The following is a 15,778-nucleotide window of genomic DNA, read 5'->3' on the forward strand; positions in this document are numbered from 1 at the left end:
TTATTTAATTTAATCTTAAACTAATTCTAAATTAGCTACCAGCCTGCTCTACAGTAAAGCTAAATCGTGCTGCTATCTGAACGGAAAGTGCATCTAAGGTGGCTTCAGTCACATCCCAAAATCCGTTGCCTTCCATCAAAGTAGATAACATAGCCTGAACTTCCGTTCTAGAAAAATACGGACTCACAGACCCTGGCATTCTTGTGAACTGAAGACTGTTGATAAATCCGTAAGCTTCAGATAAATCATGAAAAGCTGCACCTTTATCATTGGCTAAGCTGCTTTTAGCCTGCTGCAGGTAATATACCGCTCTGATACCACTGATTTTAGAGATTTGCTCTCTGATGATTTCTGCCTGCTGATCTCTAAGCTCATAATCTTCAGCAACAATAGCTGCGCGACCTAATACAAAAGCGTCATAAACCACATCTGCAATACCTGTAAAATCGGGATCATTTTCTACTCTCCCTAAGTACTTGTTTAAGTATTGATCCTGTCCGAATTGAGGATTGTCTTTATTATCGGTTCCATAGAGGTATCCAAAGGCTTCATCCCATTTGTGCTCCATAACCGTATAACTTTTACCGTCAACCGTAATCTCGTTATTGTTGTTTTCGATATTATCGGCTTCATCCAGTACAGAAGTACTCAAATAATTGTTAAGCATCTGATCGGTCATTACACCGCCTAAAAGCGTTAAAATGATAGCCTGGTTATACTCCAGTCCTTTGGCATTCACGTATCTTATGCTTCCTCCGCCAGCTTCTTGAATCTGTCCTGCTACACCAACTGTGGCATTAGTATTCCAATTCGTAAAAATATCGTTGGCCTGGGCACTAATCCATGCGTCAACTTGATTTCTTATGGCAAGGGCTTCCGTAGTGTTGGCCGAAAAATAGTCTCTGGAGGCCGCGGTTTTACTTCTTAAATTCTTACTGGATGCATTTAAATCGGCATCAGAAAAATCACTATCCCCTTCCTGATGCGCATACATGGAAAGCAATTCTGTTTCTGTTTTAGTATTGTCTAGTAAAGAGCTTTTCAGTTCATTCGCCATCAAAATCCTGGTTGTTTGTCCATCATAACTCACGGTGCTCGTTCCATTACGCTCAAAACTGTAAGTGTCTGGCACTTCTACAACAGGATCGATGATTATGTCATCATCATCACTACAGGACATAAATACTAAAGCTGAAACACTTAAAAATAGACTTGTAATTACATTTGATCTTTTCATTTCTTGATTTTAATTTGATTGTTTTTATTTAGACTTGTTATAAATACGGTGCAAATATAATATTCATTTTAATTTGAACAAAGTTTATTTATACTAAGTTTAAATAAGAATAGTTAAAATTTAAAGTGAAATCCGATGCTTTAGAATTCTACGCCAAGTGGATATCCATTTTAAAAAAGGCTTTGGGCGTTTTATCGGACTGGGCGTTTTGAGTCTGCCCAAATCGAAATCCGATTAAAAGTGAAGTCCCTCTAAGAATAATTAACTGTTTGAAATCCTAATACGATTCAACATCAGATTTCACCTTACCCCAGAATGTTCTATACACCACATAGCTGTATAAAAGCACTAACGGACCGCCTACAGCGACGAAGCCCATCATGATTTTTAAGGTCTTGGTAGAAGCCGCTGCATTATAAATAGTAATGCTGTTGTCTTGAATAGAATTTGATAAAAGCAGACGGGGATATAGTTCAAACGCCACAATAACAAGCAGTAAGGCTATGGTTAAACTTGTAAAGATGAAGGCCCAGCCATATTGCTTTTTACTTGCTAATCGGGGCACGTTGGCGATGCTGAGAAATACGAGAAAAGGGACGGCAAACAGGATTTTGTTTTCTTCAAAAACGGTGAGCAAATGTTCAACTTGGAAAAAACCGTAGGTTGTTGTTACGATATAGGACAGGATGAAAAATGCCATGCCTATCTTTAAAAATCCCTGAATCCTGTTATAAAGCTTACCTTCTGTCTTTAATAAAAGGTAGATGGCACCGTGCATCATAAAAAGGGCAAGACTGGTAACTCCCACTAAGATGGAAAAGGGATTTAAAAATTCAAAAAAACCTCTGCCTACGTATTCGTAATTTTCGTCCAGTGGCATTCCGTTCAAAATATTACCAAGTACAACTCCTAATAATACAGCCAGCATAATACTGGATATGGAATAACCCCAGTCCCACATTTTTCTCCACCAGGGCATGTCTTCCATATTTCTGAATTTGATAGAGATTCCCCTAAAAATGATGAACAAAAGAAAAAGAATAAAGGGCGTGTACATGGCAGAAAACAAAGTACCGTAGAAAACCGGAAATCCGGCAAACAAGGTTCCGCCTCCTATGACCAGCCAGACTTCGTTACCATGCCAGGTAGGGTCTATTGCCTTAAGAGCGGTTTCCCTGCTGCTATCTTTCCTGAAAAACATATGCCAAGCACCAGCTCCAAAATCGAAGCCATCCAGGATAGCATAGCCAGAAAAAAGCCCGCCGACGACGAGAAACCACCATGTTGGATAATCTAAACCTAAAAAAGTTTCCATATGTTTTATTTTTTTGAGACCACTTCTGCGATTTCTTCATTTAAACTTCCCTGATCAAAATCGATGTCGCTAGATGGGCCACTTTGTATTTTCTTATTCATCAAATAAACAAACAAAAGAAAAAGAATAAAATAGACGATAAAAAACAAGATGAGAGAGAATAAAACCTGATTGGCCTGTACGCTTTTGGACAGGGCATCTGAGGTTCTTAGCAATCCATACACCACCCAGGGCTGCCTTCCTAATTCTGCGGTAAACCAGCCAAACTGATTGGCCAGCTGCGGAAGTAAAGCCGTAAAGACAAACGTCCATAACAGCCATTTTTTCTCAAAGAGTTTACCTCTTTTCCATTGCCATAAAGCAAATAAACTCAAAGCAATCAAGAACATGCCAATAGCTACCATGAGGTGATATAACTGAAAAATGGCATTGACCTGAGAAGGTTGGTCTTCTTCGGGAAATGCATTCAATCCTGTAACTGGAGTTTCAAAATCCTGATCCAGCATAAAGGACAAACCACCGGGAATCTTAAGACCTGTGGTTTCTTTATTTTCTTTATTTACCCAACCCAGCAGGTATAAGTCTGCAGGCGCTTCTGCCTCAAAGTGACCTTCCATGGCGGCTAACTTGGCCGGCTGATTTTCTGAAACACCCTCTGCGGAACTATGACCTGTAAACAATTGCGCCAAAGAACAAACAGCAGCAACAATAAGAGTAATTTTAAAGGCTTTTTTAGATAACACCACGTAACGCCCTCTCAAAATATAATAGGCATGTACACTTAAAATCAAGAATGTCCCGGCTAAAAAAGCACCCAGCCAGACGTGAGTTAAACGGTCTACAGATGAGGGATTAAACACCATAGCCCAAAAATCAACAATTTCTGCTCTGGCCTGCATTCCCTCCCCTACAATATGATAACCTGCAGGAGTTTGCTGCCACGAGTTAGCCACGACTATCCAAACTGCAGAAAACATAGAGCCTAGAAAAACAGCCCAAGTCGCTACCAAATGCACCCATGGTTTTACGCGATTCCACCCAAATAAAAGGATTCCCAGTGCACTACTCTCAAGGGCAAAGGCGAAGATACCTTCAGCTGCAAGTGCACTTCCAAATATATCACCAACATAACGGGAATAAGTTGCCCAGTTGGTTCCAAACTCAAACTCCATCACAATACCGGTGACCACCCCAATACCAAACGTAATGGCAAAAATTTTGGTCCAAAATTTGGCTAATACTTCGTATTCTTTCTTTTTGGTTCGTAAGTACATACTTTCGAACACAACCATAATAAGACCTAAACCAATACTAAGGGGCGGATAGATATAGTGAAACGCTACGGTGAAGGCAAACTGTATTCTGGAGAGAATTTCAACATCCATAATCAACAATTTTTTACAAAAATAAAAGATAGTCGTTAGATAAGTTAGCTACTTATGTTACTTAATATAAAAATGAAGGATATCAAACCTGACTTAAGAGTAAAATTAAGTAACAATTGTAGCAAATCTAAAAGGGTATATCCTTTATTTTTGCACTGTGAAATCAATCAAACTCCCTATATCGGTTGCACTTAGCCTAACTGTGTTTCTATTCACGATTAAGTCGGCGTTCTGGCTATCTTATTATATAGTGTTCACCGATAACTTTATAGAAAACTACTGTGAAAACACAGACAAGCCAGAACTGGAGTGTGATGGTAAATGCTTTCTGAGTGACGTCCTCGACAAAAAAGAAACGGAAACTCCAAAAAATGCTTCTATTTATCTGGAAAGTAAACTTATTTTCACAACTGTTCTTTTTGAAACCGATATAGTTTTAGATTCCTTTATTCTACAAAAACCACACACCTTTTTCTATACTTCATTATATAAATTTCATTATTTACAGAGCAGCTTCAAGCCCCCTGCAATTGTTGTTTAACATCATACTTTATTTAAAACACAATAGTTAAACATCAAATGCTTAAATATGAAATTAATACTAAGTGCCATTTGTTTTGTAGCTGGTTTTGTCATGCTCAATGCTCAAACCAAGACCATAGAAGTAAAAGACGCACAAACCAAAGAAATCCTGGGCGGAGTATACGCCATTAATCAAAACGACGAAGAAGATTACCGCATCACTGAAAATAAAACTCTCAAACTGGAAATCGGTGAAACCTACCTTATAAGTTATATGGGGTATGCCTCTGAACGTCTGAAAATTAATAGCTCATCTCCTGAAGTTATTTTTCTCAAAGCTCAAAATACAGAACTGCCAGAAGTTCTGGTCTCAGGAAAAATATTCCAGGATCCGGTGATGAATATCACCACACCAGACTTAACAGAAAGCGTCAGTCAGCCCAAAAATGTAGCCGATCTCTTTCGGGATATTAATGGGTTTGGACTCATCAAGCGAGGAAATTACGCTATAGATCCGTCTTTCAGAGCTTCTCACTATGAGCAGTTAAACATTCAGTACGATGGCGGAACCAAAGTGATGCATGCCTGTCCTAACAGAATGGATCCAATCACGACTCATGTCATGCCTGAAGATATTGCTAAGATTGAGGTTGTACGAGGCCCATACACCATGAGGTATGGTGCCACTTTTGGCGGATTGATCAATATGGTTTCCAAGCGTCCGGAGATTGGAAAATATGGCTTTTCTGGAAATGCATCTTCAGGTTTTGAGTCCAATGGCGGCTCTCAAGTCCAAATGCTTCGCCTCCAATATGCTGAGGAAAAATTGGATGTGGTTGGTATGTATGGATACCGAGATTTTGGCAATTACGAAGATGGTGCTGGCCGAGAAATACCCTCTTCCTTTAGAAGCATAGATTACAACCTGCGAATGGGCTATAACTTTAGTAGTTTAGAACGCCTTCAGCTACATTGGAGACAATCCTTTGGGAGAGATGTGCTTCACGCTTCCTTACCTATGGATTCAGACTACGATGATTCTTCCATGCTGTCTTTAGATTATTTCAAAAAAAGACCAGGTAAAACCCTGCGAAACATCCAGGCTAAAGCCTACTATTCTTACGTAGACCACCTAATGAGCAATAGTAGACGAGGTAACTTCAATACAGTGGAAGCCGTTTCTCCTGTCGAAGCAACCACAGCTGGAGGTCGTTTTGAACTGGAATGGAAGCTGGATGAGTTCTGGACGCTGTTTACCGGAACCGACGCTCTGCTTATCAGCAGAGATGGAGTACGGAATCGCTTGGTCAAACAAAATCCTATGGGAATGCCTCTAGATCCTCCCGTTGCCTTTATCGACAAAATCTGGCAGAATTCCTTTATTAATGATTATGGATTATTTGCAGAGTCACGTTACAAACTCAATTCCTCGACAGTCCTTAATGCTGGTGTGCGTTATGATTTGGTCCATTCAGATATTCAGGATCCTGCATCAGATTTTCAGGCTTACTATCCAGGTTTAGAAAACCGAACAGAACATAATTTTAGCGCTACTGTTTCACTTAAAAAACTACTGAATGCGGATAATCAACTGGAGTTTGCTTTTGGTCGTGGCGTGCGTTCTGCTAACATGATAGAACGGTTCATCAATCACTTTCAGGTGGGCCAAGATCCGTTTGAATACATCGGTAATCCCGATCTGGATGCTGAGGTGAATAACCAATTTGAAGTTGCTTACACAGGTAAGAAAATACTTGATGGCGCCATTAACAGACTAGACTGGGGCGCTTCCGTATATTTTTCTCACTTCGAGAATTATATCGTTGCCATTATAGATCCTACCAAAACCAGAAAGTTTATGCCCAATCAGGAACCATTAAACCCAAAGGTCTTCAGAAATCTGGAGGATGCTTATAAAACTGGCTTTGAAGCGAACTTTGGAATAGATTTCTTCAACAACTTTCAATTTGATGCCGAAGTTGCCTATGTCTACGCGAGAAACGAAGACCTCAGCGAATCTCTCCCACTCACTCCTCCATTGCGCAGCAAATTCAGCTTGCAATACAATAAAAACAAATTCTGGGCTGCCACCGACCTAAGAGTCGTAAGTCAGCAAGATGAACTGGCTACATCCTTTGGAGAAAATCTGGCAACACCAGGTTACGAACTGGTAGATTTTCGACTGGGTTATGAGTTGACTCCAGGTCTAAACTTAGGAGCTGCAGTGCTAAATGCATTTGACGAGCAGTATTATGACCATTTGAATTTCGCTTTTAGAAATCAGGCCAACGCCAATTTAAGCGGCATGGAACGCCTCACCGATCCAGGGCAGAATTTTACTCTCTTTGTGAAGTATGCGTTTTAATCAATTCTGACGGTGTTTTTACACGCTGTCTGTTACTAGTTCGTCCCCTCCCTAAAGTATTGGGGAGGGAACGAACTTTTCACTTCCTTCCTGAACGCAATAACAACAAGAACTATTTTGAATAGAACATTTGTTACATTCGATTTGTCTCTGAATCTATAATTTTGTAATTTAAAATTCAAAAGAAAATGAATACACAATTAAAATTAATTACTGTTATAGTTTTTCTTTTCAGCCTAGGGCAAATGCAAGCTCAGGAAAACATAGAATTGACTTTGGAAGAACTGAAAAATCAAGTTCTTCAAGACAACCGATCGCTTAAGGTTAACGAGAGTAAATTCAGAAAGCTCAGAGCCCAATACAGACAAAGCAATGCTGCATTTTTACCTCAGCTTAATGTCTCTCATAATTTTTACAGAACCAATAATCCTGTACAGGCTTTTGGGACACTATTAAACCAGGGGATTTTCACAGAACAGGATTTTCAGATTGATAATCTGAACAATCCAAGCGCTATAACGAACTTCACTACTGCTTTAAGCATAGAACAACCTTTGATCAATATAGATAAATGGAAACAACGTTCCGCACTCAATGCCCGGAAAAAAGCTCAGGAACTTCAGAATACATTTGAGAAAAAAGCACTTTTGGTAGAAGTTGAAAAACTGTATATGCAGCTTCAACTTGCTTACAAAGGCGTGGAAGTCCTTGAGCAGACCAGAGAAATTGCCAGGCAGAATTATGAAGATATACAGAACTTTTATGATGAAGGTTTACTGGTGATGCCCGATGTTTTGAATGCAGAAGTCAGACTGAATGAGGTGGAAAAGGAATATATTTCGGCATCCAATCAGCTTAGAACTCTTTCAGATTACCTCCTTTTCCTGATGAATAAAGATGCCAATGCTATTGTAAAACCAGGTTCCAAACTCGAACTCAAGGTAGTTGCCCTGAAAGACCAAAATCAGCTTGAAACCAGAGAGGATGTTTTGGCAGTCGATTTGCAAACCGAAGCACAACAAAAAATGCACACAGCTTCAAAGCTGTCCTTTCTTCCAAGGCTCAATGCATTTGGCAACGTGCAGTGGTTTTCTGATGAAGTCTTTACTACAGACTCCAGAAATTTCTTTGTGGGGGCTTCTCTTAACTGGACTGTTTTTGAAGGCGGGAAGAAAATCGCCAAACTGCAGGAAGAAACAGCCAGTCTGGACCAGGCCCAGCTGGAAGCTTCGATGTATGCTTCTCAATCTAGTCTGGAACTTGAAAAGGCTAAACGACAATTTCGAGAAGCCGAACAGAAACTCAACAGAAACAGACTTTCCCTGGAACAGGCCGAAAAAGCTTATAAAATCAGAAAAGACAGATTTGAAGAAGGCTTAGAACGGACTACAGACCTGCTTCAGGCAGAACAACAGCAATCTGCCATGAGACTTGCATACAACCAATCCATTTTTGAATTCAATTACGCACAGTTATATGTTCAATTTTTAGCAAACAACTACTCTTATGAGAACTAAATTACCACCTATAGTTTTAATCGTACTGCTTTCGCTAGGCCTGGCCAGTTGTGGAGAAGAAAGTCAAAGCGAAAACACCAAAGCCCAGGCTGTCAACGTTGAAGTTCAGGATCCTGTAAGCAGTTTACCTCAGCGTTTGAGGCATAAGGGAAAGATTCGTGCTTCAAAATCAGTAAATATCCAGTCAAGAGCTTCCAGCTATGTTGAAAAAATTCTGGTAGAGGTTGGAGATGAAGTCAGAGAAAATCAATTGCTTGTTAAGCTGAACAGCGATGACCTCGAATCAAAACAAGCTCAGGTTTCAGCTCAACTTGACGAAGTAAAAGCAAGCCTGGAAATTGCAGAAAAAGACTACGAACGCTATAAAAACTTGAGAGCGAAAAATAGCGTTTCAGAAAAAGAGCTAGAGTCTATCCGGTTGAAATATAATTCTGTAAAAAGCCAGAAATCAGCTGCAGAAAACCAGCTAAAAGAAGTGGAATCCGAATTAAAATACTTTAATATCAAAGCGCCTTTTGACGGAGTGATCACCTCAAAATTGGCTCAGCAAGGAGATTTAGCTAATCCGCAATCCCCAATACTACAGATGGAGGCCGACACTGCTTTTGAGTTTCATTTTTCAGTATCGGAACGGGCGATATTGGCTATAAGAAAAGGTCAGCTTGCCAAAGTGGTTCTCTCTAACGATGGACAGGAACTCGATGCTCAGATTTCAGAAATAAGTTCGTCTTCCCTCAACTCCGGCGGACAGTATAAAGTAAAAGCAACACTCTTTAATGAGAATAGTATTGAGTTGCTTTCCGGCCAGCAAGCAGAAATTCAACTGGTCACAGAGGTGATGGACAAAGGCATTTTCATTCCTAAATCTGCACTCATGAGACGCGGAAGCCTTCAAGGTCTATTCGTGGTAAGTCCAGAGAATAAAGCCATGCTTAGGTGGGTAGAAGTGGGTGCAGATTACGATGACTATATCGAGATTTTATCTGGACTTAGCGAAGCTGAATCTGTCGTGATTTCTGCAGATTCCAAGCTATATAATGGTATAAACGTAAACCTCTAGGTCTTATGAAAAATGGTATCGCCGGAAAACTGGCCAACGCATTCCTAACCTCAAAGATTACTCTTTTAATGATGGTGGTGTTCATGGGAGTGGGTATTTACGCCACCTTGCTAATTCCCAGAGAAGAAGAACCGCAGATAGATGTACCTATGGCTGATATTTTTGTGAGCTATCCTGGTGCCAGTCCCAAAGAAATTGAATCTAAAGTCATTATTCCTCTGGAACGTGTGATTTCCAATATTGACGGTATTGAGTATGTACATACCACCTCCATGCAGGGACAAGGCATGCTTATCGCTCAGTTTTATGTTGGTGAAGATATCGAAAGATCTTATGTAAAACTGCATGATGAGATCATGCGGCATAAGGATGAAATCCCACAGGGGGTTTCTCAGCCGCTTATCAAAACCAGATCTATCAATGATGTTCCTGTAGTAGGGCTTACGCTTTACAGTGAAAAATATGATGACTTCCGCCTTAAGCAAATCGCTGATGAACTTCTTTTAGAAATTGAAAAAGTGGAAAATGTAGCTTCCACCGAAGTGATAGGAGGGAGAAGTCGTGAACTGAAAATAAAATTTAACCATCAAGAAGCAGCAGCTTATGATCTGGATATTTTGAGTGTCACTCAAATGATTCAGGCCAATCATTCCAAATCTAAGAGCGGTAGCATCCAGAATCAAGATGAAAACCTTCTCATTACCACAGGAAAATTTATAGAAACTGAACAAGACCTTAAGCAAATTGTAGTCGGCACTTATCAAAACAAACCTGTCTATCTGCATCAGATTGCTGATGTGGAAGATGGAGCAGAACGCGCAAAAAACTATGTAGAATTTGGATTTGGTGCCGGGAGTGAAGATCAGACACAAATGCCTTCCTCCTATTCTGCGGTGACTTTGTCTGTAGCCAAGCGAGAAGGCTCCGATGCCATGCAGGTAGCCGATCAGATTTTAGCTCAGAAAGAGCGCTGGGAACGCTACATCATTCCTGAAGAAGTGGAACTCGAAGTCACGCGTAACTACGGAGAAACCGCCTCAAACAAGGTATCGGACTTGCTTTTCAATCTGCTAAGCGCCATCATTGCTGTAACTTTAGTGGTCATGTTGTCTATGGGCTGGCGCGGCGGCCTGGTAGTGTTTATTTCGGTACCAGTGACCTTCGCCTTGACCATGCTTAGCTACTATCTGTTTGATTATACCTTAAATAGAATTACGCTTTTTGCGCTCATTTTTATCACAGGTATTGTGGTTGATGATTCTATCATCATCACCGAAAACATGCACCGGCATTTTAAGATGAAAAAACGATCCTTGCGAAATGCCGCCATTTACGCCATCAATGAAGTAGGTAACCCTACTATTCTGGCCGCTTTTATTGTCATAGCCTCTGTATTGCCCATGGCATTTGTAAGCGGGCTTATGGGGCCCTATATGAGTCCTATGCCTGTAGGAGCTTCCATTACTATGATCCTTTCCTTATTCATAGCACTTACTGTTGTTCCCTATCTTGCTTTTTACTTTTTAAAAGGAGATGGTAAAGCAGATGACGGCCAAGAAGACGATGAGGAAGCCATAAAAAAAGCAGACCAGCTTGGGGATGAAAACTTAAAATCAACCAGAATTTACAAGATTTATCAGAAAGTACAACGACCACTTCTGGAAAGCTCAAAGAAACGCTGGCTCTTTATTGGAAGCACAGTGGTTCTTCTTATCGCCTCAGTCTTTCTGTTTTTGAATGAATCGGTTTTAGTAAAAATGCTTCCGTTCGATAATAAAAATGAGTTTCAGATTGTGATCAATATGCCGGAGGGCACTACCTTGGAACGCACGCAAGCCGTAACTTTAGAAATTGCAGAATACGTCAAAAATCGTGATGAAGTCATCAATTATCAAACTTACGTTGGCACCGCTTCGCCCATAACTTTCAATGGTCTGGTGAGGCATTATGACCTTAGAGATGGCGATCATCTAGCCGATATCCAGGTCAATATTACCAACAAAAGCGAACGCAGTGCACAAAGTCATGATATCGCGAAGTCCTTCAGGAAAGATGTAAAAGCAATTGGGGATCGTTATGGAGCAGCTATCAAAATTGTAGAAGTGCCACCCGGTCCTCCGGTCTTATCGACTATCGTAGCTGAAGTTTACGGTCCGGATTACGAAGAGCAAATCAACATAGCAGAGAAGGTCAAAGCCATTTTACAGGAAACACAGGATGTGGTTGACATCGACTGGAGAGTGGAGGCTGAACAGACTGAAGTTGAATTTGTAGTCGATACAGAACGCGCTAACCTGGAAGGGGTGAGCACTCAGCAAATCGTTGAAACCCTGCAGCTAAGCTTAGGAAATACCTCCATTGGCTCAGCCTACAGAGAAAATGAACGCGAGCAGGTGAGCATCACCTACTACACACCAAATGCTGAAAAATCATCTACAGAAGATTTACTAAAGCTGAAAGTCAAGTCACAGCAAGGCCATATAGTCAACATTGGCAATCTTGTGAACCTGGTGGAGCAGCCTATAGAAAAAAGCATCTACCGTAAAAATAAACGCCGGGTGGTGTATGTCACCGCAGAAATGGCCGGAGAACTGGAAAGTCCTGTTTATGCCATTTTGGGCATGGAAGAGTACCTCAAAGACATGCATTTACCAAAAGGCTATTCTATAGAAGAATTATACACCGATATTCCCGTGGATACAGAAGATTACTCCGTGAAATGGGATGGAGAATGGCAAATTACGCTTGAAGTGTTTCGCGATCTTGGCATTGCCTTCTTAGGGGTTATTTTCATTATTTATATGCTAATCGTTGGCTGGTTCCAAAGCTTCCGCTCCCCTATTGTGATGATGATTGCTATCCCGCTATCGCTTATAGGTATCGTCCTTGCTCACTGGCTGTTTGACGCCTTTTTTACAGCTACGTCATTTATCGGTATGATTGCCCTGGCTGGAATAATGGTAAGGAACTCGGTTTTACTCGTAGACTTTATAGAAATTCGTCTCAACGAAGGCATTGCCTTCAAGCAGGCCATAATTGAAGCCGGAGCGGTGAGAACCACGCCTATATTATTAACAGCAGGAACCGTCGTTGTTGGAGCCGTTGCTATACTCTTTGACCCTATTTTTCAAGGTCTTGCTTTATCCTTAATGGGCGGTACCATCGTATCGACTTTCTTAACTTTAATTGTGGTACCCCTTGTTTTTTATATGGTAATGAAGAATAAATATAAATAACAAGGCGTTTTAACGGGCTGTTCGTCACAAGTCCTCTCCTTCCCCAAAGTATTGGAGATGGGGGTTACGGGCCTGCCTTCCAAGGAACGCAGGCAGGCTATCCACTTCCATCCCGAACGAAGGTTTAGTGATAAAATATTAAATTTGAGATCATCAAATCATCGATAATCTAATTTCAACTTATTTCAAAATGAAACAGCTTCTTAGTTATAGTCCTGTCTTTATGTTTTGTTTATTCAGCTTTCAAACATCCGCACAACTCGATGAATCCTGGAAAGAAAAACCCTCTCTTAGTCTTTATGGTTTTGTGGATGCCTTTTACGTATATGACTTCAACGAACCACAGACTACCCAAAGACAGTCTTTTCTTTTTAATCACAACAGGCATAATGAATACAATTTAAATTTAGGCCTCATCCGGCTGGGTCTGAATCACTCCAGATACAGAGCTAACCTGGCTTTTCAGACAGGAACTTATGCCAATGATAATTACGCAGAGGAATCCGGTGTGTTTAAAAACCTTTTTGAAGCTAATGTTGGTATCGCCTTAACTTCCAATCAGAAGCTATGGCTGGATGTGGGTATTTTCCCTTCGCATTTAGGATTTGAAAGTGCTATTTCATTAGATAATTTCACGCTAACACGTTCACTTTCTGCAGAAAACTCTCCTTACTTTTTGGCTGGGGCAAAAGTGACTTATCAGGCTAGTGAAAAATTAGAGCTTACCGGACTCATGGTTAACGGCTGGCAACGAATTCAAAGGCTTGAAGGCAATTCATTAGCCTCTTTTGGAACTCAACTCAATTACGCAGCTTCAGACCAACTCAGTCTCAACTGGAGTACGTTTATAGGCACAGATGATCCCGATGCAAGGCGTCGTATGCGTTATTTCAGCAATATGTATGGCCAGTTTCAACTGGCTGAAAGCTTTAATCTTATAGCTGGTTTCGACCTGGGCGCTCAACAGAAGATGAAGGACAGTTCAGGTTACCATATTTGGTTTACCCCTGTCATAATTGGTCAGTATATCATCGACGAGACCTGGAGTACAGCCTTAAGAGTAGAATATTATCAGGATGAAAACGGGGTAATTATTCCCACGGCGACGCCCAACGGGTTTAAAACCACCGGCCTGTCTGTAAATGTAGATTACTCCCCTATTCCCAACCTGGCCTGCAGACTTGAAGCCCGCTGGTTTGAAAGTCAAGATGCCATTTTTGAAACTCCCAACGACAATACTACTTCCAACTTTTTCGTAGGAGGATCTGTAGCGATTCAGTTTATGGAGATCCTTGGGAAGTAAATAGTGAGTGGTGAGTCGTGAGTCGTGAGTCGTGAGTCGTGAGTCGTGAGTCGTGAGTCGTGAGTCAAAATTAAAAAATGATATTCTTTATTCGATATTCTTTATTTTTTATTCGGTATTCGGTATTCGGTAATCTTTGAAACAGGAGCCAGGACCTAGAGACTAAAGATTTTAACTACTAGCATCGCACTTCCAATATCTATTATCTTACTTCTAATATCTCACATCTAATATCTTTCAAGGAAACGCAGGCAGGCCTGCCTTTGCCAAGGAAACCTGCCTGCCAGAGGCACGACAGGCAGGCGCAGGCAGGCTCGTCGAAGCAAAAAAGCGTCTCCCGGCGGAATAACAATAGTATAATTTTTACTCAGAAGTCACCACCTAAAAACGCACAATAAAGTGAATAAAAAAAGCAGAACCCCTTCGGAATTCTGCTCCTCAGCTTACTTAAACTAACTATGAACTAAACAGCTTCGCCTTTCATCATTTTATTCCAGTATAAATAGGGAAGACCGTATTTTTTGAGCATCCATAATCTCCAGTGTTCTTTGGAAGAGTCGAAAATAAGCATTTGCTTGAGTTTCGGATCTGGAGTGAAATTGTTCTCATAATCAAATTCAGCTAAAACCATTTTTCCATAACCTGTTACCAAAGGACATGAGGAATAGCCCTGATAGTCTGTATTACTTGCCGGTTTATTGTTCATCAAAAACATCAGGTTTTCGATTACCACAGGAACCTGTTTTCTTATAGCTGCTCCTGTTTTGGCTGTTGGAAGTGCTGCCACATCACCCAGTCCAAAAATATTGGGATAGGTATTGTGCTGAAGTGAGTTGATATTCACATCTAACCAGCCTTCTTCGTTCACCAGGTTGGAGTCTCTGATAAATTGAGGCGCAGCCTGTGGCGGAGCTAAATGCAACATATCAAAGGGCATTTCTATGGTTTCCCCAGATATTTTTTCTTCGATTTGAGTATTAGCTTTCAATTCACTCTTATCTTCTCCCACATACTTGAACGTAACTATTTTTTTCTCCGCATCAATTTTAACCGGCGCATAAAAAGGCTTGAAGTGAATGCCATAGCGATCTACCACTTTTTTTAAGGTTTCATTGATTTCATCAACGCCTAAAAGCACAGATCCAGGCGTAGCAAATATCACCTCAGCGTCTATATTATGCTTTTTGAAATAATCGGCCGCCAGGTAAGCTATTTTTTGAGGTGCTCCGCCACATTTGATTGGAGTTGTGGGTTGCGTAAACACGGCATTGCCGCCTTTAAAGTTTTTGAGGACTTCCCAGGTATGTTCGGAATCCGTATAATTACTGCAAACTACTCCTTTGTCCAAAGCAGATTCTAAGCCTTCTATTTGTGAAGGCTCCATCACCAATCCTGGGGCAACGATGAGATAATCATAAGCAATGTCACCGCTATTTTTGGTGTTGACTAAATTCTTATCGGCATCAAAGCCAGTGGCATAATCCTGAATCCAGTCTGCGCCTTTGGGGATTAACTCTTTCATTGGCCTGGCAGTATCTTCATAATCGTAAGTTCCTGCCCCAACCAGGGTCCAGGCCGGCTGGTAGTAATGTGTATCTGCGGGATCGATTATTCCAATCGAAAGACTGGAGTCCTTTTTTAGTAATTGTGCTGCAGACATGATTCCTGCAGTCCCTCCTCCGATGATTAGAACTGAATATTTTGATTTCATCTTTCTTGATTTTAGTTAAAGATATTTAATAAAACCAAGCTAATACGTAACTAAAGTTACACTGCCTGTATGGCTTCCTGAAATAGGTGTTAAGAATTTAAAAGGGTTTATTTTCTAGAAATAAATT

Annotated in this window: 10 protein-coding genes; 6 read left to right on the forward strand and 4 right to left on the reverse strand. The window is 40.7% G+C overall.

The annotated features are described in order from the left end of the window. Nucleotides 1-31: 31 nt before the first annotated feature. From BLP81_RS05830 to BLP81_RS05840, 3 genes are all read right to left on the reverse strand, one after another. Entirely contained in the window at nt 32-1,237 is a 1,206-nt protein-coding gene (locus BLP81_RS05830; RefSeq protein ID WP_093366958.1) for a DUF4856 domain-containing protein, read from the reverse strand. Nucleotides 1,238-1,514: 277 nt separating this feature from the next. Continuing rightward, nucleotides 1,515-2,552 (reverse strand): cytochrome d ubiquinol oxidase subunit II, encoded by a 1,038-nt coding sequence (cydB, locus tag BLP81_RS05835; protein WP_093366960.1) that lies wholly within the window; start codon nt 2,550-2,552, stop codon nt 1,515-1,517. A 5-nt stretch (nt 2,553-2,557) separates the two neighbouring features. Further along, nucleotides 2,558-3,937, reverse strand: coding sequence for a cytochrome ubiquinol oxidase subunit I (locus tag BLP81_RS05840; RefSeq protein WP_093366962.1), 1,380 nt, complete (start codon nt 3,935-3,937; stop codon nt 2,558-2,560). A 157-nt stretch (nt 3,938-4,094) separates the two neighbouring features. Between BLP81_RS05840 and BLP81_RS05845 the strand changes: the two genes are divergently transcribed. From BLP81_RS05845 to BLP81_RS05870, 6 genes are all read left to right on the forward strand, one after another. Further along, nucleotides 4,095-4,478 carry a hypothetical protein gene (locus tag BLP81_RS05845; RefSeq protein ID WP_093366965.1) on the forward strand — a complete coding sequence of 128 codons (384 nt, stop codon included), beginning with the start codon at nt 4,095-4,097 and terminating at the stop codon, nt 4,476-4,478. 48 nt (nt 4,479-4,526) lie between these two features. Then, nucleotides 4,527-6,824: a TonB-dependent receptor domain-containing protein gene (locus BLP81_RS05850; RefSeq protein ID WP_093366968.1), complete on the forward strand. Its 2,298-nt coding sequence runs from the start codon at nt 4,527-4,529 to the stop codon at nt 6,822-6,824. A 188-nt stretch (nt 6,825-7,012) separates the two neighbouring features. Further along, a complete protein-coding gene (locus BLP81_RS05855) occupies nt 7,013-8,341 on the forward strand; it encodes a TolC family protein (protein WP_093366971.1) in 1,329 nt (442 codons plus the stop codon). Then, nucleotides 8,331-9,401 (forward strand): efflux RND transporter periplasmic adaptor subunit, encoded by a 1,071-nt coding sequence (locus tag BLP81_RS05860; RefSeq protein WP_093366974.1) that lies wholly within the window; start codon nt 8,331-8,333, stop codon nt 9,399-9,401. The genes BLP81_RS05855 and BLP81_RS05860 overlap by 11 nt, the downstream gene beginning before the upstream one ends. A 5-nt stretch (nt 9,402-9,406) precedes the next feature. Beyond that, nucleotides 9,407-12,637 (forward strand): efflux RND transporter permease subunit, encoded by a 3,231-nt coding sequence (locus tag BLP81_RS05865; RefSeq protein WP_093366977.1) that lies wholly within the window; start codon nt 9,407-9,409, stop codon nt 12,635-12,637. A 190-nt stretch (nt 12,638-12,827) separates the two neighbouring features. Then, complete coding sequence (locus BLP81_RS05870) at nt 12,828-13,940, forward strand: porin (RefSeq protein ID WP_093366979.1); 1,113 nt, start codon at nt 12,828-12,830, stop codon at nt 13,938-13,940. A gap of 463 nt (nt 13,941-14,403) precedes the next feature. Here the strand turns inward: BLP81_RS05870 and BLP81_RS05875 are convergent, their stop codons facing one another. Then, complete coding sequence (locus BLP81_RS05875) at nt 14,404-15,651, reverse strand: NAD(P)/FAD-dependent oxidoreductase (RefSeq protein WP_093366981.1); 1,248 nt, start codon at nt 15,649-15,651, stop codon at nt 14,404-14,406. Between the last annotated feature and the right edge of the window lie 127 nt (nt 15,652-15,778).

The organism is Psychroflexus sediminis (assembly GCF_900099815.1).
In the GTDB taxonomy this organism is placed as follows: Bacteria; Bacteroidota; Bacteroidia; order Flavobacteriales; family Flavobacteriaceae; genus Psychroflexus; species Psychroflexus sediminis.

What these genes read in the sequence shown, in the direction of transcription:
- BLP81_RS05870 (WP_093366979.1), top strand. Translation starts at nt 12,828, where the DNA reads ATGAAACAGCTTCTTAGTTATAGTCCTGTCTTTATGTTTTGTTTATTC.
- BLP81_RS05850 (WP_093366968.1), top strand. Translation starts at nt 4,527, where the DNA reads ATGAAATTAATACTAAGTGCCATTTGTTTTGTAGCTGGTTTTGTCATG.
- BLP81_RS05865 (WP_093366977.1), top strand. Translation starts at nt 9,407, where the DNA reads ATGAAAAATGGTATCGCCGGAAAACTGGCCAACGCATTCCTAACCTCA.
- BLP81_RS05840 (WP_093366962.1), bottom strand. Translation starts at nt 3,937, where the DNA reads ATGGATGTTGAAATTCTCTCCAGAATACAGTTTGCCTTCACCGTAGCG.
- BLP81_RS05830 (WP_093366958.1), bottom strand. Translation starts at nt 1,237, where the DNA reads ATGAAAAGATCAAATGTAATTACAAGTCTATTTTTAAGTGTTTCAGCT.
- BLP81_RS05860 (WP_093366974.1), top strand. Translation starts at nt 8,331, where the DNA reads ATGAGAACTAAATTACCACCTATAGTTTTAATCGTACTGCTTTCGCTA.
- BLP81_RS05855 (WP_093366971.1), top strand. Translation starts at nt 7,013, where the DNA reads ATGAATACACAATTAAAATTAATTACTGTTATAGTTTTTCTTTTCAGC.
- BLP81_RS05875 (WP_093366981.1), bottom strand. Translation starts at nt 15,651, where the DNA reads ATGAAATCAAAATATTCAGTTCTAATCATCGGAGGAGGGACTGCAGGA.
- cydB (WP_093366960.1), bottom strand. Translation starts at nt 2,552, where the DNA reads ATGGAAACTTTTTTAGGTTTAGATTATCCAACATGGTGGTTTCTCGTC.